The sequence below is a fragment of the Syntrophomonas sp. DTU019 genome (assembly GCA_913757435.1).
Classification (GTDB): domain Bacteria; phylum Bacillota; class Syntrophomonadia; order Syntrophomonadales; family Syntrophomonadaceae; genus DTU019.
In genome coordinates this window covers 1,068,115-1,094,054 of sequence record CAJYDM010000001.1, presented here as the reverse complement: position 1 = coordinate 1,094,054, position 25,940 = coordinate 1,068,115, and the positions used below count along the sequence as shown (strand labels likewise).

Sequence of the window (25,940 nt, the reverse complement as noted above, 5' to 3'; positions counted from 1 at the left end):
GTTGGAGACACAATAAAAATCATTGATTATACTCATTGAATACATATGTGAGACTTTTGCATAATAGCTATGCCTCGAATTAGAGGGATTTTAATTACCCAGAAAAAGGACTTCACCCCCTATTTTGTCGAATTAGTAAGTGACCAAACCAACCATCGCAAGGAGGCGAAGTCACTTATGAATATTCGACAGAACTGCATTTCTCCTTTGAAGACGCTTAAAAAATGCAACCAAAATTCAGGCTTGATTAAAAACAAACTTCCCATCAGGGAGGTTTTTCGTTACGGCGCTTTTTATACTTTGCCTTCTTGGGGTTGATTAACGGTTTGGCTAATAACCGGCTTCTTCAATACGACCTTAGACCAGTCCACTGTATCCAGGATTCCTACATTCAGATTATCGACATTGCTCTGCACCAACTTGGCAGATGCAGTCTGGAACAGCCAAATACAGGGAGCGTCGTCGATTATGATCTGTTCCGCCTTCTGCAAAAGTCTGGCCCGCGCCCCATCATCCATAGCAGCTCGCGCCGCTTCAAGCATCTGATCCACCTGATGATTGTTATAGGCCATGTAATTAGTAGAGCCGATATTGGCACTGTGGAACAGGCTGTACAGTATGCTGTCAGAATCAGGATAATCGGCAGCCCATTCCAATCTGAACAGGCCTAAATTGTAACCCGCCAGTTGCTTTTTGTAATATTCCCAGGTCAGTGGCGCCAATTGCACCGGTATGCCTACTTCGGAAAGTTGCTGGGCTACCGTTTCCGCCACCCGCTGGTGGCCTTCGTCCTGGTTGAAAGCCAACATCAGCGGGCTCAATCCCTTGCCTCCCGGATAACCGGCCTGTTCCAGCAGTTGGCGGGCCTTTTCGGGATCGTAGATGTAGCCCGGCATGTCCTGGTTATGCCCCATCATCCCTTCAGGGAGCACTCCCTTCAGGGGCACATAGGTCTCCCCGAGAACATCTTGATTGATGGCCTGGCGGTCGATCGCATAGTTTATGGCCCGTCTCAAGAGGTAGTTGTCGTTGAAAGGCTTTTTCTTCAAATTGAAACCAATTCCATACAAAGTATACAAAGGTTTCTCTACTAACAACGGCCGTAACTCCTGGTCGTTTCTCACCACTGGCAGATCCTGGGGGCTGACCTTATCCAAATAGTCCAACTGGCCGCCTTTGAACTCAGCCAGGGCCTGGGCCGGATCTTTGAATATCTTAACCTCGATGGCTTTTATCGGCGCAGCCCCGCGGTGATAATGCTCGTTTTGCAGGAAGGATAGACGCTGGTCGCTGTTCTGGTGCAGTATAAAGGGGCCGGTGCCCGGCGCTGGCGAGGCTTTTTCTTGGCTGTCATAAACCCAGAAAACCGGATGAGTCAGCATATAGATAAAGGCCGAGTTGGGACTGGTGAGGGTAATCTCTAAGGTGTTTGCTTTGCTGGCTTGCAGCCCTGAGATCTCCGGGCTCTTGCCCTGCAGGAATTCGGCGCTGCCCGCTATGCAAAGGAACATGGATTTGTAGCTCACTTCTTTGCTGCCTGCCAGGGACTTTTCCCAGCAGGTTTTTATATCAGCGGCTTCAAGTTTCTTTCCATTTGAAAACCGCGCTTCGGCCAGCTTAAACACAATTTTCAGTCCATCGTCCTGGTACTTCCAACTCTCAGCCAGCAGAGGTCTGACCCGTTTATCTTTATCATCAAAATAGATTAGACCTTCGTAAACCATAGCTCCAACCAGATGTTCTTCATGACTGCTCATCTCAGCGGGCTCCAGGCTATTGATGGGAGCGGTCAGGCCAACATTCAAAGCCCGACTGTCCAGGCTGGCAGTATAAACCAGACGGCTGGCGGTATACACAGTGACCCCTGCCACCACTACAGCCAGCAGTAATAACAATATGGCCGGTCTTGTCCTGCGCCGCCAGTAGATCATCATACTTTTCCCTCCCCCGGAATTATTCTTTTCCATTATATTGTAATCCAGGGAATGATATGCCAGGTGTCGGAATAAAGCAAATCAGCCCCAGGCATTATTCCGAAGGGCTGACCATCAAGTCTATTCATTTATCCAACGGCCGGTAGAATGACCGTGTTCATCGATATTGATAAAGACGGCAGGGCTTATTTATAAATAGCCTGGTAGGCTTGATAGTTTTGCAGGACGTTTTTTACATACTGCCGGGTTTCCGGGTAGGGAATCCCCTCCAAGTGCTGGTCACTGCCATCCCACTGCCCGCTGATAGCCCATTCCCTAACCCTGCCGCGGCCAGCATTGTAGGATGCTACTATCATGGGCAGGCGCCCGGCAAATTCCTTGTTCAGGTTGCCCAGGTACCAGCACCCGAATTCTATATTGGTCTGAGGATCATGCAGGTCAGTGGGGTCAAAACCTTTGATACCCCTTTGTTGGGCAATCCACTCAGCAGTTTCAGGCATTATCTGCATCAATCCCCTGGCTCCGACAGCTGATTGTGCATTGGTACGAAATCCGCTTTCAGCACGAATGATGGAAAATACCAGGTACGGATCGACATCGTAGTGCTGCGCCGCATTAAATACAATGGCGCGGTGTGGTTGGGGATAGAACAGGGTGATCCATTTGGGGAAGGTCAAGGTCACGACTATAAAAACGATAATCGTGGCCCATATCACAGCCGCCAGACCTTTGCCTACACGAAGGCGCACCATCCCACCCCCTACTCCCCGTTTAATAAGTATACTACTGTGCAGCCTGTTTAATTTCTTGGAAATATCTGGCGACCTGTCGCTGAGTATGCTCCAAAGAATAGCGGTTGTCTATTACCACCTGGGCCAGGCGAGCTTTTTCATCCAGGGGCATCTGCGCCGCGATGCGCTTTTCAGCATCCTCGCGGTCTAGGCCGTCGCGGGCCATTAAGCGCTGTAACTGGGTTTCATGGTCTACCCATACCACCCAGACCTGATCGCACATTTTATCCATATTAGTCTCATATAATAGCGGCACCTCCAGCCCGATAACGGCCTCAGGATGAGCGGTTGCTATTTCCCTGATGCGGTTTTTAAACTCATTCATTACGTGAGGGTGGGTCAACGAGTTCAGTTTCTTCAATTGCTCGGGGTTGCTGAATACGAATTCACCCAGACGGAGGCGGTCAATGGTCTGGTCCTCCTTCAGATACTGCGGCCCGAAACTATCCACAATGTCCTGCCATGCCGGCTGGCCCGGTTCGACCACCTGACGGGCCAATTCATCGGCATCTATCACCATCATACCCAGGCTGCGCAACTGCCTGGCTACCGTGCTCTTGCCGCTGGCTATGCCGCCGGTTATGCCCACAATATACAACATATGGCTACCCCTATACGAATTCCATCAGTCCGATACAGATAAGCACCAGCCCCGGAACCCACGAGGTGATGCTCTGCAAACGCCGGTTGCTCACCCGATGCCCTAAAATGATTCCTAGATTGACCACCATAAATTTTACCACACCGACCGTTATGGCAGTATATAAAATGTTAAAACCGGTCATGGCCACCCCGACACCAGCCCCTAGTGCATCCAGGGCCAGAGCCAGACCCAGGAAAAAAGCCTCCCTGGTGCTGATTTCCCCCGAGGCGTCAAAGTCTGCCTTTGAGGGTTCTTTCAATATTTGTACTATGATACCCAAAAAACGAATAGAAAAGGTGATAAAGGGCTCCTGCTCATCTATCTCAAGACGGTTTATCTTCTCCCGAAAAGCAGTCAGCAGAAAATATATGCCCACCGCAATGATTACCAATGCGCCAATATTGGCCGCTCCCCTGGGCTGCAGATAGATCAGCAAACCCTGCCCGACCAGCATGGATGTAGTCACCGCGATGCAGGAGGCCAGGGCAATGACCAGCAATGATGTAAGCGGTATTCTGATTTTGTTCAGTCCATAAGAAAGGCCCACCATGAATCCATCTGCACTGATCGCCACGGCAAACATCACCATAACGATAAATTCCATTGCTAAGCACCTCTAACCTTAGTAATCTCTTCTGTTCGTAATTACTATATGGCTAGAAGTGTCACTATGTGAGGGATGATTATTTCTGGCAGATAGGGCAGAAATGACTACTGCGCCCATTGATGACCTGGCGCACGATAGGCTGTCGACAAGCCGGGCAGGGTTCATTTTCCCGCCCATATACTTTGAGGTAATCCTGGAATTCTCCTTTTTGCTTGTAACCGTCCTGGAAGTCCCTGAGAGTGGTACCGCGCTGTTCTATCCCCGATCTAAGCACTTGTTTAATTGCCCTGACCAGACGGCGTATTTCCGCGGGTTGCAGAGATCCAGCCGGACGTTCGGGACGGAGGCCTGCTCTATATAGAGCTTCGTCAGCATATATATTGCCGATCCCGCTGATCATTCGCTGGTTCAGCAACAGGGTCTTTATGGCTACGCGGCGGTTTTCAAGCAATGGTGCCAAATATGAGGTGGAAAAGCGTCTGGAGAGAGGCTCAACCCCCATGGTGGCAAACATCTCGCCGTAGTCCTTGAGCAGCCATAGTCCCCCAAAGCGGCGGGCATCCTGAAACCACAGCTGCTGTCCGGTGTTGAGGCTAAATACAATATGTACATGTTTCTCCAATGCGGTTTCTCGGGGTTCCAGGTAGATACGCCCCGACATGCCCAGATGGGCAACCATGTATAATCCCCTCTCAAAATCGAAGAGCAAATACTTTCCCCGCCTGGAAACTGCAGCAATACGCCGGCCAAGATAAACGTCGGGCTGGTTTTGCCAGGAGCGCACATATTCAGGTTTCAATATCTTTATGTCATCTAAGGTCAAACCTACGATATCCTGCAGAGTTTCTTTTATAGTCTCTACTTCCGGCAGTTCTGGCATCAGGCAACGTTCCTTTTTTATTTAATCTACCATTATCTCTTTCATGTCATACCAGTTTGGACCCTGTTTCACTGTAACCAGCAGGGGCACCTTAAGCTGGTAGGCATTTTCCATACTGGACTTGACAAGCGCGGCCACCTCCTGGCTGCGCTCCTTTGGTACTTCTAAGACCAATTCGTCATGCACCTGCAATAACAAAGAAGATTCCAAACCACGCTGTTGCAGTTTATTAAAGACATCAATCATAGCCAGTTTGATGATATCAGCGGAAGTCCCCTGTATAGGGGTGTTCAAGGCGATGCGCCGGGCATTATTCTGCACAATGCGGTTCTTGGCCCGCAGATCGGGCAGGTAGCGACGGCGTTTCAAGACTGTTTCTACATAACCATGCTCTCGGCCGAACTCTACTATCTCTTCCATATAGCGCTGCACCCCGGGATAAGTATTGAGGTAATTATCAATGTAAATGCGCGCTTCCTTACGACTCACCCCGGTGTCATGGGCGAGTCGGAAATCCCCCATGCCGTATATGATACCGAAATTGATAGCCTTGGCCTTGCGGCGCATTTCGGCATTGACCTGGTCTAGAGCAACCGAAAATATCTCGGCTGCGGTGCGGGTGTGGATATCTATGCCCTGGCGGAAGGTTTCGATTAGGATCTGGTCCCCGCTGATGTGGGCCAGTGAACGCAGGTCTATCTGCGAGTAATCGGCCGACAGAATTACATGGTCACTGTCCTGGGCGGTAAAGGCAGCCCGTATGCGCCTGCCTTCTTCCATACGGATCGGGATGTTCTGCAGGTTGGGTTCAACACTGGAAAGCCTGCCGGTAGCGGTCTGAGCCTGCTTGAAAATGGTATGCACCCGCCCCGTCTGGGGATGGATAAGGCTCTGCAAGGCATCCACATAGGTGGTCTTCAACTTGGTCAAATGTCGATAGTCTAAGATGTGGCCAATTATCTCATGCTGATCCAATAGTTGTTCCAACACCTCAGCATCAGTAGAATAACCGCTTTTAGTCTTCTTCACCGGCGGCAGACCCAAATTCTCGAAAAGCACCGTAGCCAACTGACGGGGCGAATTAATATTGAAAGTTCCCCCCGCTTGCGAAAATATCACTTCTTCGGCAGACTCTATACGGAGAGCCATCTCCTCAGAAATATCACGCAGGACCTCACCATCCACCCTGATACCGTTAAGCTCCATTGTGGCCAGCACTGCAGACAGGGGCAGCTCCACATCATAATAAAGGGACTGTGACTCTGTCGGCAAATCGGCCTGCAGAGACTTGCCCAACGTAATCAATTGTGCCGCCTGCTGTCCGGGCTGGTCTCCCGGGAAGGTAATATTGAGGTATTTATACAGTGTGTCCCGCAGCTGTTCACCGTCAAAGACCGGATCAAGTACATATGCTAACAATAGACTGTCCAGGGTCACCCCTCTGAGACGGATGCCACAACGGGCCAGCAAAACTTGTGCGAACTTGGCGTTATGGATGGATTTCTTAATATCACTTGATTCCAGCATCGGCTTTAACCATTGCAGCCTGTCCTCTTCCTGTTCCGTGATAGCCAGGCCGAACACCTTGTGATTTGCAGACAGATATACTTCTTCAATCCGCGCCCACATGGGGTGATGATAACTGGCATTGATTAAAAGACCGATTTCATCGCCAAGTAACTGCAGGGCTTGTTGGTATTCGTCCCGGGTCTCTATCATTTCGATCTCGACCGGTGGATGTTGGGGTTGCGCTGTAGGTTGTTCGGCCAGACGCTGCTGCAAGTTCTTTAGCAAAGTGTTGAACTCCAGGCGCTGATACAATTCCATCAAGATGGCAGGGTCCGGTGAACGCCGTTCATAGTCATCCAAATCATAATTCAGATCCATATCGCGGATGATGGTGCCCAGAGTCCGGCTGGTGAAGGCCTGGTCCTGGTAGCGGGCCAAAAGCTCGGCCTGTTTGGGCTTTAATTCGTCCAGGTGCTGGTAGAGGTTTTCCAGGCTCTGGTATTGCTTAATTAATTTAATAGCGGTCTTGGGGCCAATGCCGGGAACGCCCGGTATGTTGTCCGAAGTATCGCCCATCAGGCCTTTGATTTCCACTAATTGCTCGGGCTCCACCTCCCATTTCTCCACCACCTTCTGGGTGTTGTAGCGATCAATCTCGGTTATGCCTTTGCGGGTCATCAAAACCGTGACCGTTTCGGAAACCAGTTGCAGGGTATCGGAATCGCCGGTCAATATCAGGCAAGTATCACCTTGCTGGGCAGCTTTGCTGCTGAGGGTGCCGATTATGTCGTCGGCTTCGAAACCCTGCATCTCAATATAGGGGACATTCATCGCTTCCAGAGTATCGCGCAGGAGTTGAAACTGCCCTACCAGTTCATTGGGAGGAGCAGAACGAGTGCCTTTATAAGCTTCATATATCTCATTGCGGAAGGTTTCCCGGCCTTTATCAAATGCCACCACAACGTGGGTAGGCTGTTCTTCAGCCACCACCCGGTTAAACATGGTCAGAAAACCGTAAACCCCGTTAGTATAAACGCCTTCCCGATTGTGCAAGAGCGGCAAGGCATAGAAAGCCCGGAAAAGCAAGCTATTGCCATCTATAAGCATTAGTTTAGTCTTTTGCAATCAATTCACTCTCCAACATGTTTTTAATATTATATCATCTTTATTTTCCATAATATAAAGGGGACACGGGAAACATTGGAAACCACGGGATGATGAGGGCACTAAGGTTGAAATAAACGGACGGGGTCGTTGGCAACCCCGTCCTCTGGTTTGAATAGCTGCGCTGTTGTTCTAATGTAATCGGGCTTTTATAGATTCCCACAGGCCACAAGCGGGTCTCGGTTTTTCCAGATTCAGCAATAACCGGCACAAGCCTTGCAGCTGGGCCAGTTCTTCCCGGCATTTATCGCAGGACTCCAGGTGCTCCTTGACCATCCTGCTTTCTTGCGCTTCATTCTGGCCATCCAGATAAGCTGATAATAAGGGACGTATCTGCGAACATATTCCCACGGCTTGTGCCTCCTCGTTTATATGACGAGGACTTCACGGTAAAAGTTCCCTATCGAGTAATTTTCTTCTCAATAAATCCCGGGCTCGGCTGAGCCGGGACTTGATAGTGCCGCTGGGTATGTTAAGCACCTTGGAAATCTCATCATAGCTCAGTTCCATGATGTCCTTAAGCAGCAACACCATGCGATGCTCGGGTTTCAGCTCATTTAGCAATGATTGTATGTAATCGGCCTGTTCTTGTGCCTCATATAAAACATCGACAGACTGGCTTTCATCTGCTACGATCCGGCTCATCTCTCCGTCAGCCCCGGTGACCGGTTGGTCCAGGGATTGGGTTTGAATAAGGCGCTTTTTGCGCCGCATCTCGTCTAAACATACATTGGTAGTCACCCTATAAAGCCAGGTACTAAACCGTGAGTTACCTTTGAACGAACCGAGGGAGCGATAGGCTTTGATAAAAGCCTCCTGGGCCAGGTCGTTGGCATCTTCTTCATTGCCGCTGTATCTGTAACAGAGTGTGTAGACCTTGTCCTGGTATGTATAAACCAGCTTTTCAAACCCCGCTTCATTGCCCTGAAGGGTTTGTTTAACCAGTTCAATATCCGCATCCATATATTACTCCTAATAGAAATATGATTTTTATGTATTACATTAATCAATTTATCACAATTTTCGCCACCATACTGCTTATTCCTCTGTTTTTCGCTTTCCTTATAATGGTGTAAGTTCCGGATTAGTCCACCTTGGTCAGGCCCTTCCAAATCGAGGCCCCGGCCTTAGCTATCTCCTTGACAACCCCGGCAGGGCCATTTATAATTATTCTTGCCTTGATTAACTGAGCCAGAGTGTCGGAATTGGCAGACGAGCGCGACTCAAAATCGTGTGCCGCGAGGCGTGTGGGTTCGAGTCCCACCTCTGGCACCACTAGAAAAATAGAGGGTAATAACCCTCTTTATTTGTTTTCTGGGCTAATAACCAGGACTTTAAACCTCAATAAACCCCGGCTGCCACATATCAGGATATATAAGCTTTCCTATCAATGAAATATTTGCCTCTTCCGGCAGGCAGCATAAAACCCGGGTATGAAAAGGCGTCTTTGTCAAATAATAAGATTGACTATTATAGGGAGAGACGCATTTATCATGAAATGGTTCCAATGGCTGACAAATATCTCACCGCGAAAGCCGACCCCTGATAACAACGGCAGCACGAACAACAACTCGGATAAATCATCTATTACTGGTGAATTGCCTGACACAGCGATCAGCCTGCACCTGAATGAAAACTTGCGCCAGCTCAGGTCGATCCTGGGTGTACAGAATGATATCATATATCGCCAAATCCGCCTGGGAAACAACCGGGCTACTCCGGCCTGCATCATTTATATCGATGGATTGGTCGATACTGCAGTATTAATCGATGATATCATTCAATCCTTGATACATTTAAGCACACAGGGTGACTTTGCGCCGGGTAAAACCAACCTTGGCAACTTTATTGTGGAATCAGCCCTGCCTGCCTCAAATGTGGCGGAAGTTGCCACCATACCGAAGCTGGTGGCCAGTTTGCTGTCCGGGGGGGTCATTCTGTTGGTAGATGGGATGCATCCCGCCGTGGCTATCGATATACGCAAGCATGCCGAGAGGGCTATCGGTGAGCCTCCTTCTGAGGTTTTGGTCAGAGGACCCAGAGAGGGTTTTACCGAGACCCTGAAGACCAATATGACCCTGATCCGCCGCCGCATCAGGCATCCCAAGCTGCGCTTCAGCACAATTTCCATCGGCAGGGTCACAGCTACCGATGTAGCCATGGTTTATATCGAGGGCATTACTTCTCAGGATTTGATCGCTGAGGTGCAACAGCGCCTGGAGCGCATCGATATCGACGGAATATTGGAAAGCGGCTACCTGGAAGAATTGATCGAGGACAATCCCTATTCGCCCTTTCCCACCATACACCATACCGAACGACCTGACCGGGTAGCCGCATCACTGCTGGAAGGCCAGGTGGTGGTACTAACCGACGGCAGCCCCTTTGCTCTCATCATGCCTGCTCAATTGGCATCATTCCTCAATTCACCAGAGGATTACTACGAACGCTATATTTTGACCACCGCAGTAAGGCAACTGCGCTGGGTCGCCTTCGCTATTTCGCTCTTCTTGCCTTCCCTATATATCGCTATAACCACTTTTCATCAGGAGATGATTCCGCCACGGCTCCTGGTAAGTATCTCCGCCTATCGCCAGGGATTGCCGTTTTCCACTCTTATTGAGGCCTTGATGATGGAGTTCGTTTTTGAGGTATTGCGGGAGGCCGGGGTTCGCCTGCCCCGAGCTATAGGACAGGCGGTCAGTATCGCCGGGGCCCTGGTCATAGGCCAATCAGCTGTACAGGCCGGAATCGTATCGCCTTTGATGGTTATCATCGTAGCCGCAACAGGCATAGCTTCTTTTACCATACCTTCATACAGTATGGGTATTACCATTCGCTATCTGCGTTTTCCATTGATGCTCTTCGCGGGAGCTTTCGGCCTTTATGGTATTACCATAGCTTTCATCATGCTGGTGATTCATGTGGTGAACTTACGCTCTTTTGGCGTACCCTATCTGGCCCCTCTAGCGCCATTGCACACCGGCGGGTTGAAAGATGTAGTAATTAGGGCGCCGTGGTGGGGGATGAAAAAGCGCCCCACCGAATACGGCAAACCCGACCTCATCCGCCAGGCCCCAGAACTAAAACCCGGCCGTTTTCATAATAATGGCCAGAGGGAGCAACAGACATGATTAAACGGTTGTTAGTGATATGCCTTGTTTTCTTTATGATCCTAGTCTTGGCGGGGTGTTGGGACAGCCGCGAGGTAGAGGAGTTGGGTATTATAAGTGGCATTGCAATTGAAGCCGCAGAGAACAACCGTGTCAGAGTGGTGTTTCAGTACATCAACACTTCGGTGCAGAGCGGGCAGGGCAGCGGAGGGAGCCAGGCGGCTTTACAAAAGCCCTATCGCAATCAGGTTACTGAGGGTGATACATTTTATGATGCTCTAAAACAGCTTCCCAACGAGACTATTGCCAGGCGCTTCTTTGCTCATAGCGAGATCTTAATAATTTCCGAACAGTTCGCACGTGAACGCGGCATTACCGAGATCTCTGACTACATGGACCGCGATCCTCAATTTCGTGGCAATGCATTTCTATTGGTAGGACGCGGGAACGATATGGTAAGTCTTATGGATACTGCAGGTACTATTTCATCGACTCCTACCCACCGGTTAAACAATATTTTGCGTCATCAGGATTTGACCTCTACTTATGGGCTGCTCAGACTGGCGGATTTCAACAGGGTTTTGGACAGCGGCTACGAACAGCCATTTACCGGCCTGGTTGAACAACATCCTAGTCTTTCCCGCCCTGATGCGCCCGGACATGGTCTACTAGACGGCCAAGTCCCTGAGCCAGCGTACGATCTGGCTATCAACGGAACTGCCCTGTTTAAGGAAGACAAGATGGTGGGATGGCTTAATCAAGAGGAAAGCCGGGGCCTGTTATGGCTGCGGGGAGAGGTAAAACAAGGCCGCATCAAGTTTTCATTGCCGGATGATAATGAAGGAATCATATTAACCGAAATCCACCAGGCCAAGACCAGGGTAAAACCATATATAAATGATGGCGAGGTAATAATGGATGTAAAAATAGATGTGAAAAGCGTGGTAGAGGAAGTTACTGGCCGTACTCCCTTGGATATGGCTGATGATTTGGAAAGGCTTGAAGAGGCTCAAAACCAGGCTGTATTAAAAGAGGTCGAAGCAGCATTAAATATAGCCCAAAGACAGCTGCAAGTGGATGCCTTCGGATTCGGCGAGATAGTCCATCGCCGCTATCCCCGGCAATGGCAGGAGATGAAATATAATTGGGCTGACATTTTTCCCGGGCTGCAGGTGCAGGTGGAAGTAAAGTCCACCATCCTCCATACCAACCTTACCTCCCATTCCGCTTCCGTGAGGGCTGAAACAAAGGATTGAAAGGGGCATCGATTTGTTATACATCACTGCCGCATTAATCGTGGTCATTGCGATAATAGAGTTTTTCCACCTCATAAAAAACCGTCAATGGGGGGAATTGGTGGTAGTTGGCGGCCTCCTGTTAATCAGCATGGTTTACAATATCTCACTTATACAGGATTGGCAGCTGCCTACTATAAAAGATGGAATGGAGCTTGTGTTTGCGCCTGTGACCACGTATTTGGAGGGTTTATTCAAGTAAACAGACCGGAGGCTGGGTAATTGAACAATAATGATACATACAAAATCGGCGCTTATACCATAGTGGCCATACTGGTCACATTTATCGGCACGACTGCGGTCTTGTTTACCCCCAGCACTGCTGCTGCTGCTGCCAAACAGGACGCCTGGCTGGCATCTTTTGCCGTGCTGCCTCTGGCCATATATGTCGTCTACGTGTCCAGCTGGCTGGGCAGTCTCTTCCCTGACAAAGGATTTGTTGAATATCTGCCTTTAATCCTGGGCAAATTCCTGGGTAAGTTGCTGGGGCTGGGCTATATTCTGTTTTTTTTCTGGTTTACAATTACAGTGATATCCGAGTCTACAATTTTGTTTTATGGGGTAGCCCTGTTCAGATTGACCCCTATGCTGGCAGTTGCACTTTTGGGCATAATCGCTAGCAGCTATGCGGTGTTTTCCGGGATAGAGAGTATCAGCCGCAGTATATGGTACCTGTGGATCATCACGGTAGTCCTTTTTGCATTGGCGGTCTTACAGATAATGCCTCTGGCTAAACTTTCCGCGTTGTTGCCGATTGGGGAATCAGGCTGGAAGGCGATTGGGGAAGGCAGCCTGCTGTCCATGGCTTTCCGGGGAGAGTTGTTATATCTTTTAATAATTTATCCATTTTTGCGCAGCCGCCGCGATGCCCTGGCTGGAGGATTAGTCACCGCGATTATTTTGACGATATTTATTTCCTTAACAATTGTATTATGCATATCGATCATGGGCATTGAAGGTACTTCAAGAAATCGTTTTTCGATTTTCTCCTTGGTCGATTATTTGGAAACCACGGGAATAAAGATATATTTGACAACTGTTTGGATATTGGTTTTCTGGGGCAAAATTACCCTAAGTCAATTCGCGGTCACCTTGGGTCTTACTCAATTATGCGGCTTTAAGAGCAACCGGGCTCTAGTCCTGCCGGTTGCCATGTTAATGCTCATTATGAGCCAGGCCTCTTATCCCAGCAGTGTAGAACTCTTCACCCATGTAGGCGACACCTTTCCGGGAGTAGCTCTGACTTTTGAGTACCTAATACCTACCCTTCTGCTGCTTACAGCTGTCATAAAGAAAAAAATGGGTATGCTTGATAATAATCAACCTCGCCAAACCCAGGAACCAGAGGCAAATCAGGCGCAGATATCAAGGACGTAATTCCCTAATTGTTTGTTATTGAAAATAATTTGTGACTATTGTACAATTATTATGTACAAATAGCCACGGAGGGCGAAGATATGAAGCTGGAGCACTACATTTTTCTATCGCTGGTCTTAATGGCGGCAATCATCACCGGATCCACATTATGCGTGGCCAGCAACCTTCCGCATATTTTGGTGCAGGCCGAACAAGCCCAGCAAGTGCAGTCTGCCCTTTCGGATAGGACCGCCTACAATTCCGCCACAGCCAATACACCTTATACCCCTTCTGCCATCAGCCGGGGCTCAGTATCGAGCACTGATGTGATGGTGATTACGGCGGCTGAAAAAGAACAGATCGTAAATATGCTCAAGAACCTGGGGATGAGAAATGAAGATGAAATGCCATCCTTTATAAAAGGATTTCAGGAAAAGCATGCCCTCGACGCCACTGGTTTATTGGACTCCAAAACTCTTTACTTTATCATCCAAGAATCAAAATTGGTGAGAGTAGACCAACCCTCGTAAAGGCATGAAAGGCATGGGCAAAGGCATGGGGACGGTTCTTTTGCCTTGGGCAAGGCAAAAGAACCGTCCCCATGCCTTTTCATGCCTTTTTTTTCCGGCCTTTTTCGCATAAACGAAATATAAAAGAGGCTGCCCATTTGAGGCAGCCTCCTGATGTTTTCTGGATGTATGGATTCTAATATTTGAAGAATCCTTCGCCGGTCTTGCGGCCCAGTTTGCCTGCACGGACGTATTTGACCAACAGCGGGCAGGGGCGATATTTGGGATCGCCAAATTCTTTGTAAAGGGTTTCCATAATCTTCAGGCAGATATCCAGACCGATCATGTCAGCCAATGCCAGCGGTCCCATGGGATGCCCGGCACCAAACTTCATGGAGGTGTCGATATCGGCTTCATTGGCTACGCCTTCCATTAAGGCATACATACCTTCGTTCAGCATGGGGATCAAGAGGCGGTTAACCACAAAGCCAGGGGCTTCATTGATTTCCACCGGGGCTTTGCCCATCTGCACGGAGAGGTCTTTGATGGCGTCAAAGGTTTCTTGGCTGGTGTTGGCGCCGCGGATGATTTCAACCAGTTTCATGGCTGGCACCGGATTGAAGAAGTGCATGCCGATGACTTTGTCGGCTCTTCCAGTGGCGGCAGCGATTTCAGTCACGCTCAGCGCGGAAGTGTTGGTGGCCAGAATGCATTCGGGCTTGCAGATCTCGTCCAGTTCTTTGAAGATGGCTTTCTTGATGTCCATGACTTCCAGAGCGGCCTCGATAACCAGATCGCAATCGGCTGCGGCAGCCATGTCTACTGTGCCACTGATTCTGCCCATAACCGCAGCTTTGTCTTCTGCGCTCATTTTGCCTTTATCTACGTTTTTGCCCAACAGTTTGTCAATGCCGGCTATGCCTCTGTCAACGAATTCCTGTTTGATGTCGCGCACGACTACTGTGTGACCAGCCTGAGCGGCAGTCTGCACAATACCGGCACCCATTGTCCCAGCACCCAATACCATAATCTTCATTCCCAATTCCCTCCTAATATATATATATTTTTGGCGTGATATCTCCTTCTACATAGCTTCCGCAAAATCCTTCTTAATGAAAATTTTTTCACAAATGAAGCCTGGAAGGAATTATGGTTAGAAAATGTCAAAGGTGTTATTTTACCCGGGCAAAGCCGCGGTAAATTGCGCCCCGGGGGGTGTCCACAGTTATGATCATGCCGTCTTCCAAAAGCCTGGTGGCATCCCGCACCCCGACTACTACTGGTATATTGTTATTCAGACCTATTATGGCGGCATCAGAAGTGAGGCCTCCGGCTTCGGTTATCATCGCCTTTATTTTATCCAGATAGGGCGCCAGGCTTCTGTCGGCACTACTCATGACAGCGATATCGCCTTCCACCAGCCTTTGCAGGTCGCGGTCACCTTTAATCACCACCGCTCTTCCCGTGACCGGTTCATGACCAATACCGGTTCCTGAAGCTATTACGTCTCCCACTACATAAACTTTGAGGAGATTGGTGCCGCCAGGGGTGCCGGCTGGTATGCCGGCGGTCAAGACTACCAGGTCGCCATGTTTGATGTGGCCGCACTGCAGGGCAGCCTGCACCGACTGTTCAAACAGCTCATCCGTATTGGCGCTGCCCTCAATCAACACCGGGCTCACACCCCAAACCATGGTCAGCTTCTGTAAGATGCGCCGCTTTGGGGTGGCTGCAACAATGTTGGCCTGCGGCCGGTATTTGGCAATAAGGCGGGCGGTGTGACCGGTATGAGTGGCGCTCACTATGGCAGAAGCATCGAGGTTCATGGCTGTAGTACAGGTGGCGTAACTGATGGCATCGGCCACGGTCGATGTACCTAGGAAGCGCTTTTCACGCAGGAAATCCTCATAAGGCAAAACATCTTCCGCACGACGGGCGATTCTAGCCATGGTTTCGACCACCTGTACCGGATACTTACCGGCGGCGGTTTCACCGGATAGCATAATAGCATCGGCCCCATCGAAGATAGCGTTGGCTACGTCTGAGACCTCGGCCCTGGTAGGACGAGGGTTATTAATCATGGATTCCAGCATCTGAGTTGCAATGATGACGGTTTTTCCTGCAGCGATGCACTGTCTGATAATCTTCTTCTGCACCAGAGGCACTTCTTCGGCGGGGATTTCCACGCCCAGATCGCCTCGAGCCACCATTACTCCCTCCGCCACGCGAATGATCTCCTCCAGATTGTCGACCCCTTCTTGGCTCTCGATTTTGGCAATGATATCGAGGTCGGCATGATTTTCCTCCAGTATGCGCCTGATCTCCAGGATATCATCGGCCGAACGCACGAATGAAGCCGCAATGAAATCCAATTTGTGCTGTATGGCGAAGCCGATATCCTGCTTATCTTTTTCGCTTAAAAAGGGCAAATTGACCCTGACCCCGGGCACATTTATACCTTTGCGCTCTCCCAACTCGCCGCCATTCATTACCCGGCAGATGATATCAGTCTCCGTGGTTCTCTCTACTTGCAGACTGATCAAGCCGTCAGCCAGCAGAATGCAATCCCCCAGCTTTATTTCCGCGGGAAGATGTGCGTAGCTTATATTGACCCGGTTTTCATCGCCTGGCACCGGATCGGTGGTAAGGGTGAACTGATCCCCGGCCTTGAGAGTCACCTTGCCTTTTTGCAGTGTGCCGGTGCGGATCTCCGGGCCTTTGGTATCTAACATTATAGACAGGGGTTCCTGCGAAACCTGCATCGCTTTACGGATGTTTTCCACCCGCTGCTTATGTTCTGCGTGAGTGCCATGGGAGAAATTGAGCCGGGCTACATTCATGCCCATTTTAATCATTTTTTGCAGCACCTCTACCGGTTCACTGGACGGACCGATGGTGCAGATGATTTTTGTTTTGCGCATTGATCAGCCTCCCTTGCTAATCTACCTTTTAAGTGGATAATACCCGTGCAATCTCAAACATGCCCAGTTCGGGCGTTCGGTGGCCGTTAATGACCTCTCCCAAAGGAATGGTATAACAGCGGTCATCCTGCCCGGCAACCATAACATTGGACTTGCCACGAACTATGGCATCGATGGCGGCCTTGCCCATGTAGGAAGCCAGGATCCGGTCTACTGCGGTCGGAGTACCCCCCCGCTGTACATGACCCAGGATGCTGACCCGGGTATCCCGCCCAGTTGCGTGCATGATTTCATCCTTAAGCGTCATCACCGGATAAACCCCTTCGGCCACAATGATTATGCTGTGCAGTTTGCCGCGTTCATTCCCACTCTTGATTTTTTCAATAACCTGGTTGAGATCCGGCTCTATTTCGGGGATCAGGATAGATTCGGCACCCCCGCCCACACCTGCTGCCAGCGCAATTTCACCGCATCTTCTGCCCATCACTTCAATGATAAAAACCCGCCCGTGGCTGGTGGCAGTGTCGCGAATATTGTTGATGGCACTCAAAACAGTATTGACAGCAGTATCAAAGCCAATGGAACGGGTGTAAACCACATCATTATCTATAGTGGCAGGAATGCCTATCACCTGTATGGCGTCGCTTTCACTGGCCAGTTCATACCCGCCCCGCAGGCTGCCATTACCTCCGATGATCACCAGGCAGTCAATGCTCAAGCGGGCCATATGCTCCCGAGCCCGGACCCGCCCCTGCATTTGCATGAAATCCTTGGATCGCGAGGTATGCAAGATGGTGCCCCCACGGTGAATGATGTCCGCCACCGAACCGGGGGAGAGTCTCTCGTATTGGCCGGTCATCAAACCTTCGAATCCCCGGTATACGCCGTAAACCTCCATACCCTCGTAAATCGCCGATCGAACTACCGCCCTTATGGCGGCATTCATGCCCGGTGCATCTCCGCCGCTGGTTAATACGGCCACTCGCTTCAAGCCGAGCCCCCCTTGCTGCATTTGCGGATAGACAATAAGCCAGCAGTCAAGTGAAAATGCCGGAGTCGCTTAGCGGTGAGACACATTGTCCTTTCCGGTATAGACTCCTATGCTAAGGCGGATTCACTTCGGCCCGGGCATTGACCCAGGCTGAGCCTTGACTGCTGATTATATGCTCTGTGACTGCAATCGCAATATTTTAACCTTTTTTCATAAACCCGTCTCTGGCAAACTATCAGGGCGGCGCTGTTACAGAGCCATAATGATAATATAGTCTTTTCCGATGCTGCTCTCATTCATGCACCTGATTAGGGACATCCTTTATAACTACAGCAGCTATGCATACCACGAATGACGGACCCCATTGATCTGCAACAGGGACTGCTTAAAACTCAGATTGGCTTCAACCCGGAATTCATCGTTTAAAACGATCCTCTTTCCAGGCATTTCCAGAACCACCGGGATGCTGCCCGGATGTTGTTTAAGAACAGCCAGAAGTTGCCTTTTGGTGCCATTATTCTGCTCACTGCTCAAACCGATACGCATCTCATTTATCTCGGGCCCCAGGATGAAGGCTTTGCGCAAAACCAGCTTGGGGGTCTCATCACGATTATCATAAAATCCCTCAATTACTAAGCGGGTATCAGCCTGCAGTATATCCATGTTCTGTTTCAAAGCTGAGGGGAAAACCAGCACCTCGATACGCCCGCTCAGGTCTTCGAGATAGAATTGGGCGTAGAGGTCTCCTTTGCGGCTGGTGCGGCGGGTCATATTCAAGGCCATACCAGCCAAACGGATATAGGAATCATCCCCCAGTCCTGGCAGATCGGCAATCTGGTGACTTATCAAAAGGGGCAACAGGCTGCGGTATTCATCCAGAGGATTGGCGGAAACATAGAAGCCCAGCACCTCCTTTTCGCGGTTGAGGCGTTCCTGCGCCTCCAATTCACCTTTGACCACCGGAGTAGGTTCTTCTACCATAGTGTCCTTAGGTGCGAACAGGGATAGCTGCTGACTGGCATCCTGCAGCTTGATCTGGGCGGCGATCTCAATACATTCATCCATTATCGACAAGGCCCCTTTGCGACTGATCCCCACGCTGTCAAAACACCCCGCCACAATAAGGTTTTCGATCATGCGTTTGTTTATTTGGGTCAGGTCGACCCGTTTGCAGAAGTCGAACAGCGAGGTAAAGGGCCTCTCTTTGCGGACCCGGACCACGCTTTTTACCGCGCCCAGTCCCACGTTCTTGATGGCCCCCAGTCCGAAACGGATCCCTCCGGAGGTAACCGTAAAGTTTTCAAAACTCTGGTTGATGTCCGGGGGCAGAATCTTGATACCCATGCGCTGGCATTCACGCAAGTAATAGACCACTTTGTCTTGACTGTCGATGATGCTGGTCAGAAATGCGCACATGAATTCCACCGGATAATAAGCCTTAAGATATGCGGTCTGAAAGGAAATGAGGGCATAGGCAGCCGAATGGCTTTTGTTAAAACCGTAGCCGGCAAAACTCTCCATCAAGTCAAATAGATGCTGAGCCACCTCAGGCTCGATTTGATTGGCTACTGCCCCAGAAACGAACTTTTCCCTCTGCGCCTTGATCTCTTCGGGTTTTTTCTTTCCCATGGCCCGGCGCAAGACATCAGCTTCGCCCATGGTAAAACTGGCCAGGTCGCTGGCAATCTGCATGACCTGCTCCTGATACAGGATCACCCCGTAGGTTTCCTTGAGGATATCCTCCAGGCGGGGATCGAGGTATTGTATCTCTTGACGCAGGTGTTTACAGTTGATGAAGTCCTCTACCATGCCACTGCCCAATGGACCGGGGCGGTACAGGGCAATAACCGCAATTAAGTCCTGAAAACGGTTGGGGGCCAGGTCTCTCAGTATGCGCCTTAAGCCTTCGCTCTCCAATTGGAACACCCCAATAGTGTCCCCCCGGGATAGCAATCGGTACACCTGTACATCATCCAGGGGTAGGCTATCCATATCCAGTTCAATTCCGCGGGTGTGTTTGATTATTTGCACAGCCCGGTCTATTACTGTCAGGGTACGCAAACCGAGAATATCCATTTTTAACAGCCCGATATCTTCTACTGTTTCCTTGGTGTATTGGGTAACAATATGGCCTTCAGGGGTTTTTTGCAGCGGTAAGAGAGTGTTCAGGCTTTCTTTGCCTATCACTACCCCGGCGGCATGTATGGAAGCATGCCGGGGCATCCCTTCCAGAGCTCTGGCGGTATCAATGATCTGCTGTGCATGATAGTCGCTCTGGTAAGCCTTAATTAATTCTGAGGACATCTGCAAAGCCCGATCAATGGTGACTCCCAGTTCCGCAGGAATCATTTTGGCTATCTTGTCCACTTCGGCATACGGAATATTCAAGGCTCGACCCACATCGCGGATGGCGGCGCGGGCGGCCATGGTGCCAAAGGTTATGATCTGCGCCACCTTGTCGACCCCATATTTTTCTACGATATAACCGATCACCCGGTCCCTTTTTTCGAAGCAGAAGTCTATGTCGATATCCGGCATACTGACCCGCTCGGGGTTGAGAAAGCGCTCGAACAACAAATCATAGGCCAGAGGATCGATGGTAGTAATACCCAGTACATATGAAACCAGGCTTCCTGCCGCTGAACCCCGGCCAGGACCGACCGGCACCTGATTGGCTTTAGCCCAGTTGACCAAATCCTGCACAATGAGAAAATAGGCGGCAAAGCCCATATCATTAATTACTTTTAGCTCATACTCCAACCGTTCCACCGCTTCCGGGGTGGGGGCAGGATAGCGCTTGTGGAAACGCTCCCGGCTCAAAGCAGTCAGGTGCTCTTCCGGAGTCGAACCGTCGGGGATATTATAATAAGGAAGATGAAAAGTTCCAAAGTCAAAGTCGAAGTTGCAGCGCTCTGCAATCAGCACAGTATTGGCCACAGCATCGTTATGCTCCCGAAATAATTCCGCCATTTCCTGAGGAGTTTTTAAGTAGAATTCGCTGCCTGAAAAGCGCATGCGCTGTTCATCATCGATAACCGTCCCGGTCTGAATGCACAGCAAGACATCCTGCACCTCTGCGTCCTTTTTATGAATATAATGCAGGTCATTGGTGGCCACCAAAGGTATACCGGTTACACTGCTGATCTGTGCCAGGGCCCGGTTTACCACGATTTCCTCCGGCATGCCATGGTTCTGCATCTCCAGGTAGAAGTTGCCAGGACCAAACCAGGATTCATAGCGGAGAGCCAATTCTAATGCTTCTTGCTCGCGCCCCGCTAAGATCAACTGCGGGATCTCTCCGCCTACGCAGGCGGACATGGCGATCAAGCCCTGACTGTATTGCTGCAACAGTTCGTGGTCAACCCGGGGTTTGTAATAAAATCCTTCTATATAGGCTCGGGTAACTAGCTGCGTCAGGTTGCGGTAGCCGGTTTCGTTCTGGCACAGCAATACCAGATGATACTGGCTGGAATCGAGACGGGCTTCCCGGTCCAAACGACTGCGCGGTGCGACATAGACCTCACAGCCGATAATTGGCTTGATACCCTGCCTTTTAGCCTCACGATAGAAATCCACGGCTCCGTATAAAACCCCGTGGTCGGTAATCGCCAGGGCCGGCATTTCCAGCTCTTTGGCCCGAGCTACCAGGTCCTTGATACGGCAGGCTCCGTCTAATAGACTGTATTCGGTATGATTGTGCAGGTGAACGAAATCGGGCATGTTTATTTTCCCCGCCATCGTCTATGGCACCATGGTTACATCACACCAGGTTCCCCCGGTAATGGCAGTGAGCTGCTCAAAGCTTACCGGCACTGCGGTATTAGGCGTTCCAGCAGCGGCATATACTACCGGGAAGCGTTTCAGGCTGTCATCCAGATAAATAGGAACATCTGACTTCATGGCAAAAGGACATACCCCGCCAATAGGAAAACCGGTAACTTCCAGGACCTCCTCGGCTGAGGCCATCCTCAAGCGAGAAGAGCTTATCTGTTTGACCTTTTTATTGTCGATGCGGGCATCACCGGTCGACACTACCAGCAGGTATTCGCCTTTCTTGTCCTTCAGCAAAATGGACTTGGCGATCTGAGCCACCTCTGTACCCAAGGCCTGGGCAGCCAGATATGAAGTGCTGGTATCCTGTTCGAATTCAATCACTTTAACCGTCGGATCTTTGCTGTAAAGATACTCTTTGACCTTTTCAATTGCAGACATGTTTAAACTCGGACTCCTTTATTGCTAAACTTGTTTAATTATAACTCAATAGGTGCCTGGCCTGGCACCTATTAAATGGTAAAGGGGCTATTCCGGGAGGAATAGCCCCTCTATGTGTAATTGCTGCGAGGTCTAGGGAAGGAAGATACCTTCCGGGTCCACCCGCTTGTAAAGCAGGTCAATTTCTTCCACGGTGGGTCTTTCGGTTTCACCTTTGCAGCGGGAAATATTCAGGTCAAAGAGGCAGTTGTCTTTGACTTGCTCGGCGGTGAATCCGGGATGAACGGTATCCAGATACATGATGCCCTCATCATCAAAACGGAACACGCCCATATTGGTGATTACCGCACTGGGGCCTCCCTGGTAGAACTTGCCGTAGACTTCCCGGCGGTGCACATATTCGCCGGAAGGCCATTTGGGAATCCTCCATCCCGGGGAAGTAATGTAATCCACATGTTCCTTAAACCGGCGCTTTTCCTGAACCATGATAAAAACGGTCCGCTTGGCGTAGGAGTTAATATCCGGATTGCCGCCGCTGCCGGTGAAACGCTTGCTGGGCGCCGAATAATCACCCACTACGGTGGTATTGACGTTGCCGTATTTGTCAATCTCGGCGCCGCCTAAAAAGCCCAGATCTACATAACCGCAATGCAGCTGACCGTAAAAGGTCTCAGTCAAACCGGCTGCGATCGAAGCCTGCCAGGCACAACGGGAGTCGCCCACTGATGTGGGTAAATCCAAAGCCCTGCCGTCAACAGTACCTGCTTCATAGATGCATACTGCATTAGGGGCATGATTGACCTGAGCCAGCAAGATAGCTAGCATAGGGAGGCCAGTGCCAGCAAAAACTACGTCGCCATCATTTACCTCTCTGGCGGCTGCAACTGCTAGAAGGTCAACTCCTTTGTAATCGGTAGCATAGTTTTTCGCCATCTATCTCGTCCCCCTTTTCACCGATGTTGAGTAGCCTAAGACTGAGTTGGCTTTCAGCTTCGTCAAGCGGTTGACGCCCAATTTTTCAACATATTCCTCATGATCAGCCACCCCGAAGATCCATTCTTGAGCCCACTTGTCATAAGATTCTTTACTCTTGGAGGCTTGATAGAAGTTCCTGATAAAATCAGCATCAACATCATAGAAGTACTGTGATCCGGTCGGGTGAGCCGCCCACGGTTGTACAACAACATAGTCGATGGCATGCCCTGCGGCTATATTCCTATCAGGCTCCTGGCGGAGGTAGGAATCGGGGACCATTTCCTCGGCGATGACAATAACCTTGTCAGCCGCTTTGATGGTTTCCGCGTCAACATAGCTATGTGCAAACATCCTTACGGTGCCTTCATCACCGACCTGAGAGGCATAAATAATAGCCCAATCGGCATTGACAGCAGGCATCAAGAGGATTTCACCTTTATCATAAAGGCTATCATGGATGATATCGTATTTCTTCAGCGGGATTTTGGGATCGGAGCCGTCGCGTAAACCGGCCTTCTTAAAGTTATCAAATTTGGGGTTTAAAATGTCAGTGCCCATGGAAAGAGCGGTGGGCATAAAGGGCAGCCCATATGCCCCGGCAAGAATACGTGCCACGCATTGGGCATGGCTGTAATCCTCAACTATAATAGTACCTTCAACTTGACCCCGGGCAACTGCTTCACCGAGCTTGCCATACAATTCATGGCCCACCCAGCAGGATTCCCAGAGTTTGACGCACCCGGCTCCAGCCAGGATCTCGGTGTGGGTGCCGCCGTTAACCTCGAACAGATGCAGATCCTTTTTACCTTGGCGCACCATTTCATAGCAGAAAGCCACCGGCCGCCGCCAGATAGTGAAACCACTAAAGGTTAAAAAATCTCCATCGTTAATGAGGCCGACCGCTTCTTTGAGTGTGAGTCTTTGTGGTTTACCCATTAATTTACCTCCTCCTTGTCGTCAAATCTCTCCTCTTCTGCTCGCAAAACCGTCGTATCAACACGCCGTTGGCAGCCTGTATGGGGTTTTCCCGCCCCTTTAGGGGCGGGAAATCTTCATTCTACCATTTGCCAATCACTCCGCGGCCGATGATCATGCGCTGGATCTGGTTGGAGCCTTCATAGATCTGGGTGATCTTGACGTCTCTCATCATACGCTCGATGGGGAATTCACTGCAGTAGCCGTAGCCGCCCATAAGCTGCACACAGTTGGTGCAGACTTCCATACTGGTATCGGTGGCGAATTTTTTAGCCATAGAAGCCTCTGTTCCATGGGGGAGACCATTATCTTTCAACCATGCAGCCCGGTAGACCAGAAGCTGAGCAGCATCCAAAGCCGTAGCCATGTCGGCCACCATAAACTGCACACCTTGATTGGCAGCCAGCGGTTTTCCGAATTGCTGTCTTTCCTTGATATAGTTTATGGTATATTCCAGGGCACCTTCTCCTATGCCTAGCCCCTGGGCGGCTATGGTAACGCGTCCGCCATTCAAGAGTCCCATGGCTACTTCAAAGCCCTTACCCTGTATCCCCAGCATGTTCTCTTTGGGGACTTTGACATCTTCGAAATACAGTTCAACTGTGGGCGAACCGTTCATACCCATCTTGGCCACCGGTTTGCTCATAGTAAAACCAGGGGTGTCCTTTTCAATGACCAGGCAGGTGATGCCCCGACCCGGGCCCTGGGTGGGATCGGATTTCACGAAAGTGCAATAAGTGGTGGCCACCCCGCCGTTGGTGATAAATATCTTGCTGCCATTGACCAGGAAATGATCTCCTTTGTCTTCGGCTTTGCAGCGGATGGAAGCCGCGTCAGAACCAGCATTAGGCTCTGTTAAGGCATAAGCCCCCACAATTTCGCCGGTAGCTAATGCCCGCAGGTATTTCTGTTTCAGTTTTTCAGTGCCATACAACCAGGTGCTCATACAACCCAATCCGGTATGCACACTCATAATAACCGCGGTCGAAGCGCATACTTTAGCCAATTCCTCTACAAAAATGGCGTAATCCAAATAGGTTGCTCCGGCACCGCCCCATTCTTCAGGGATGGGCAGGCCGCAAAGACCCAGATCAGCCATTTTCTTAAAGGTCACCATTGGAAATTCGTGTGTCTTGTCTATTTCCGCCGCCAGGGGTTCAACCTCGTTTTTGGCGAACTTACGAAACATATCTCGCATCATTAATGATTCATCGCTCAGTGCAAAATGCATGTATTGTTCATCTCCTCCTCGTTTATTTCCCCGTAAAGTTGGCTTTGCGTTTTTCCACGAAAGCCTTCATGCCTTCTTTTTGTTCTTCAGTGGCAAAGCATATGCCAAAGATATCCGCCTCTATGGTGAGCCCGCGATCAATATCGACTTGTACGCCTTCATACATAGCCTTTTTGCACAGACGCACTGAAATCTGACCACGGCTGGCGATCTTCTTAGCCAGGCTCATAACAAAGTCCATCAGTTCGCCGGCCGGAACCACATGATTGACCAGGCCAATGCGAAGGGCTTCGGCCGCATCGATCACGTCTCCGGTATACAGCAATTCCGCTGCCATACCAGTTCCGACGATGCGTGGCAAACGCTGTGTGCCGCCGAACCCGGGGGTTACCCCCAAACCGACTTCCGGTTGGCCAAACTTGCCTTTATCAGAACTGACCCGGAAGTCGCAGGACATGGCCAGTTCGCATCCACCGCCCAGGCAGAAGCCATTGATAGCGGCTATTACCGGTTTATCCATGGTCTCAATGAGGCGGAAGACGCTGCTGCCCAAGATACCGAACTCACGTCCTTCTAGAGCAGTCATCTCCAGCATATAGGTGATATCTGCCCCAGCTACAAAGGATTTGTCGCCAGATCCGGTTATCACCAAGACGTCGATCTCGGGGTCTTCTTTAACCAATTCCACCGCTGCCTTGATGTCCAACAAGGTATCCTTGTTCAAAGCGTTCAAGGCTTTGGGCCGGTTTATGGTCAAGAGCCCGATCCTATCCTGTTTTTCAAGAATCACATTGGCAAACTCCACCGGTTTAACCCCCCTCCTGTAAGAATAGG

General features: G+C 50.2%; 22 protein-coding genes and 1 tRNA gene. 6 read left to right on the top strand and 17 right to left on the bottom strand.

Features of this window, described 5'->3' with window-relative positions; translation table 11 throughout:
- Positions 1-293: 293 nt before the first annotated feature.
- The 8 genes from AC15IQ_RS05510 to AC15IQ_RS05475 form a co-directional block, all read right to left on the bottom strand.
- Positions 294-1,934, bottom strand: a complete 1,641-nt coding sequence (locus AC15IQ_RS05510) for an ABC transporter substrate-binding protein (protein ID WP_483177669.1) — start codon at positions 1,932-1,934, stop codon at positions 294-296.
- A 185-nt stretch (positions 1,935-2,119) separates the two neighbouring features.
- Positions 2,120-2,686, bottom strand: coding sequence for a lytic transglycosylase domain-containing protein (locus AC15IQ_RS05505; RefSeq protein ID WP_483177668.1), 567 nt, complete (start codon positions 2,684-2,686; stop codon positions 2,120-2,122).
- A gap of 31 nt (positions 2,687-2,717) precedes the next feature.
- Positions 2,718-3,326: a dephospho-CoA kinase gene (coaE, locus tag AC15IQ_RS05500; protein ID WP_483177667.1), complete on the bottom strand. Its 609-nt coding sequence runs from the start codon at positions 3,324-3,326 to the stop codon at positions 2,718-2,720.
- Between the two features lie 10 nt (positions 3,327-3,336).
- Positions 3,337-3,972 carry a sporulation membrane protein YtaF gene (gene ytaF, locus AC15IQ_RS05495; RefSeq protein ID WP_483177666.1) on the bottom strand — a complete coding sequence of 212 codons (636 nt, stop codon included), beginning with the start codon at positions 3,970-3,972 and terminating at the stop codon, positions 3,337-3,339.
- Positions 3,973-4,051: 79 nt separating this feature from the next.
- Positions 4,052-4,855 carry a bifunctional DNA-formamidopyrimidine glycosylase/DNA-(apurinic or apyrimidinic site) lyase gene (mutM, locus tag AC15IQ_RS05490; protein ID WP_483177665.1) on the bottom strand — a complete coding sequence of 268 codons (804 nt, stop codon included), beginning with the start codon at positions 4,853-4,855 and terminating at the stop codon, positions 4,052-4,054.
- A 21-nt stretch (positions 4,856-4,876) separates the two neighbouring features.
- Positions 4,877-7,489, bottom strand: a complete 2,613-nt coding sequence (gene polA, locus AC15IQ_RS05485; RefSeq protein WP_483177664.1) for a DNA polymerase I — start codon at positions 7,487-7,489, stop codon at positions 4,877-4,879.
- A 171-nt stretch (positions 7,490-7,660) separates the two neighbouring features.
- On the bottom strand, positions 7,661-7,879 hold the full coding sequence (locus AC15IQ_RS05480) for an anti-sigma factor family protein (protein ID WP_483177663.1): 219 nt from the start codon (positions 7,877-7,879) through the stop codon (positions 7,661-7,663).
- A 33-nt stretch (positions 7,880-7,912) separates the two neighbouring features.
- Positions 7,913-8,491, bottom strand: coding sequence for an RNA polymerase sigma factor (locus AC15IQ_RS05475; RefSeq protein WP_483177662.1), 579 nt, complete (start codon positions 8,489-8,491; stop codon positions 7,913-7,915).
- 227 nt (positions 8,492-8,718) lie between these two features.
- Between AC15IQ_RS05475 and AC15IQ_RS05470 the strand changes: the two genes are divergently transcribed.
- From AC15IQ_RS05470 to AC15IQ_RS05445, 6 genes are all read left to right on the top strand, one after another.
- Positions 8,719-8,803, top strand: a tRNA-Leu gene (locus AC15IQ_RS05470).
- 218 nt (positions 8,804-9,021) lie between these two features.
- Positions 9,022-10,662 carry a spore germination protein gene (locus AC15IQ_RS05465; RefSeq protein WP_483177661.1) on the top strand — a complete coding sequence of 547 codons (1,641 nt, stop codon included), beginning with the start codon at positions 9,022-9,024 and terminating at the stop codon, positions 10,660-10,662.
- On the top strand, positions 10,659-11,897 hold the full coding sequence (locus tag AC15IQ_RS05460) for a Ger(x)C family spore germination protein (protein WP_483177660.1): 1,239 nt from the start codon (positions 10,659-10,661) through the stop codon (positions 11,895-11,897). Before AC15IQ_RS05465 ends, AC15IQ_RS05460 begins: the two co-directional genes overlap by 4 nt.
- 13 nt (positions 11,898-11,910) lie before the next feature.
- Positions 11,911-12,138 (top strand): hypothetical protein, encoded by a 228-nt coding sequence (locus tag AC15IQ_RS05455; RefSeq protein WP_483177659.1) that lies wholly within the window; start codon positions 11,911-11,913, stop codon positions 12,136-12,138.
- Between the two features lie 20 nt (positions 12,139-12,158).
- The gene (locus AC15IQ_RS05450; RefSeq protein WP_483177658.1) at positions 12,159-13,313 is read left to right on the top strand and encodes a GerAB/ArcD/ProY family transporter; all 1,155 of its coding nucleotides are present in this window, start codon (positions 12,159-12,161) and stop codon (positions 13,311-13,313) included.
- A gap of 80 nt (positions 13,314-13,393) precedes the next feature.
- The gene (locus AC15IQ_RS05445; protein ID WP_483177657.1) at positions 13,394-13,822 is read left to right on the top strand and encodes a hypothetical protein; all 429 of its coding nucleotides are present in this window, start codon (positions 13,394-13,396) and stop codon (positions 13,820-13,822) included.
- A 175-nt stretch (positions 13,823-13,997) separates the two neighbouring features.
- On the opposite strand, the gene AC15IQ_RS05440 is transcribed toward AC15IQ_RS05445, so the two are convergent.
- The 9 genes from AC15IQ_RS05440 to AC15IQ_RS05400 form a co-directional block, all read right to left on the bottom strand.
- Positions 13,998-14,837, bottom strand: a complete 840-nt coding sequence (locus AC15IQ_RS05440; RefSeq protein ID WP_483177656.1) for a 3-hydroxybutyryl-CoA dehydrogenase — start codon at positions 14,835-14,837, stop codon at positions 13,998-14,000.
- Positions 14,838-14,973: 136 nt separating this feature from the next.
- Positions 14,974-16,722 (bottom strand): pyruvate kinase, encoded by a 1,749-nt coding sequence (gene pyk, locus AC15IQ_RS05435; RefSeq protein ID WP_483177655.1) that lies wholly within the window; start codon positions 16,720-16,722, stop codon positions 14,974-14,976.
- A 28-nt stretch (positions 16,723-16,750) separates the two neighbouring features.
- Positions 16,751-17,713 carry a 6-phosphofructokinase gene (gene pfkA / locus AC15IQ_RS05430; RefSeq protein WP_483177654.1) on the bottom strand — a complete coding sequence of 321 codons (963 nt, stop codon included), beginning with the start codon at positions 17,711-17,713 and terminating at the stop codon, positions 16,751-16,753.
- A 336-nt stretch (positions 17,714-18,049) separates the two neighbouring features.
- Positions 18,050-21,433, bottom strand: a complete 3,384-nt coding sequence (locus AC15IQ_RS05425; protein ID WP_483177653.1) for a DNA polymerase III subunit alpha — start codon at positions 21,431-21,433, stop codon at positions 18,050-18,052.
- 21 nt (positions 21,434-21,454) lie between these two features.
- Entirely contained in the window at positions 21,455-21,925 is a 471-nt protein-coding gene (locus tag AC15IQ_RS05420) for a YbaK/EbsC family protein (RefSeq protein ID WP_483177652.1), read from the bottom strand.
- Between the two features lie 132 nt (positions 21,926-22,057).
- Complete coding sequence (locus AC15IQ_RS05415; RefSeq protein ID WP_483177651.1) at positions 22,058-22,858, bottom strand: CoA-transferase subunit beta; 801 nt, start codon at positions 22,856-22,858, stop codon at positions 22,058-22,060.
- Complete coding sequence (locus AC15IQ_RS05410) at positions 22,859-23,836, bottom strand: CoA transferase subunit A (RefSeq protein WP_483177650.1); 978 nt, start codon at positions 23,834-23,836, stop codon at positions 22,859-22,861.
- Between the two features lie 121 nt (positions 23,837-23,957).
- On the bottom strand, positions 23,958-25,106 hold the full coding sequence (locus AC15IQ_RS05405) for an acyl-CoA dehydrogenase (RefSeq protein ID WP_483177649.1): 1,149 nt from the start codon (positions 25,104-25,106) through the stop codon (positions 23,958-23,960).
- Between the two features lie 22 nt (positions 25,107-25,128).
- Positions 25,129-25,911: a short-chain-enoyl-CoA hydratase gene (locus AC15IQ_RS05400; RefSeq protein WP_483177648.1), complete on the bottom strand. Its 783-nt coding sequence runs from the start codon at positions 25,909-25,911 to the stop codon at positions 25,129-25,131.
- Positions 25,912-25,940 lie beyond the last annotated feature (29 nt).

Coding starts and splice junctions, on each gene's coding strand:
- AC15IQ_RS05510 (WP_483177669.1), bottom strand. CDS start 1,934: ATGATGATCTACTGGCGGCGCAGGACAAGACCGGCCATATTGTTATTA.
- AC15IQ_RS05505 (WP_483177668.1), bottom strand. CDS start 2,686: ATGGTGCGCCTTCGTGTAGGCAAAGGTCTGGCGGCTGTGATATGGGCC.
- coaE (WP_483177667.1), bottom strand. CDS start 3,326: ATGTTGTATATTGTGGGCATAACCGGCGGCATAGCCAGCGGCAAGAGC.
- ytaF (WP_483177666.1), bottom strand. CDS start 3,972: ATGGAATTTATCGTTATGGTGATGTTTGCCGTGGCGATCAGTGCAGAT.
- mutM (WP_483177665.1), bottom strand. CDS start 4,855: ATGCCAGAACTGCCGGAAGTAGAGACTATAAAAGAAACTCTGCAGGAT.
- AC15IQ_RS05475 (WP_483177662.1), bottom strand. CDS start 8,491: ATGGATGCGGATATTGAACTGGTTAAACAAACCCTTCAGGGCAATGAA.
- AC15IQ_RS05465 (WP_483177661.1), top strand. CDS start 9,022: ATGAAATGGTTCCAATGGCTGACAAATATCTCACCGCGAAAGCCGACC.
- AC15IQ_RS05460 (WP_483177660.1), top strand. CDS start 10,659: ATGATTAAACGGTTGTTAGTGATATGCCTTGTTTTCTTTATGATCCTA.
- AC15IQ_RS05445 (WP_483177657.1), top strand. CDS start 13,394: ATGAAGCTGGAGCACTACATTTTTCTATCGCTGGTCTTAATGGCGGCA.
- AC15IQ_RS05440 (WP_483177656.1), bottom strand. CDS start 14,837: ATGAAGATTATGGTATTGGGTGCTGGGACAATGGGTGCCGGTATTGTG.
- pyk (WP_483177655.1), bottom strand. CDS start 16,722: ATGCGCAAAACAAAAATCATCTGCACCATCGGTCCGTCCAGTGAACCG.
- AC15IQ_RS05425 (WP_483177653.1), bottom strand. CDS start 21,433: ATGCCCGATTTCGTTCACCTGCACAATCATACCGAATACAGTCTATTA.
- AC15IQ_RS05420 (WP_483177652.1), bottom strand. CDS start 21,925: ATGTCTGCAATTGAAAAGGTCAAAGAGTATCTTTACAGCAAAGATCCG.
- AC15IQ_RS05415 (WP_483177651.1), bottom strand. CDS start 22,858: ATGGCGAAAAACTATGCTACCGATTACAAAGGAGTTGACCTTCTAGCA.
- AC15IQ_RS05410 (WP_483177650.1), bottom strand. CDS start 23,836: ATGGGTAAACCACAAAGACTCACACTCAAAGAAGCGGTCGGCCTCATT.
- AC15IQ_RS05405 (WP_483177649.1), bottom strand. CDS start 25,106: ATGCATTTTGCACTGAGCGATGAATCATTAATGATGCGAGATATGTTT.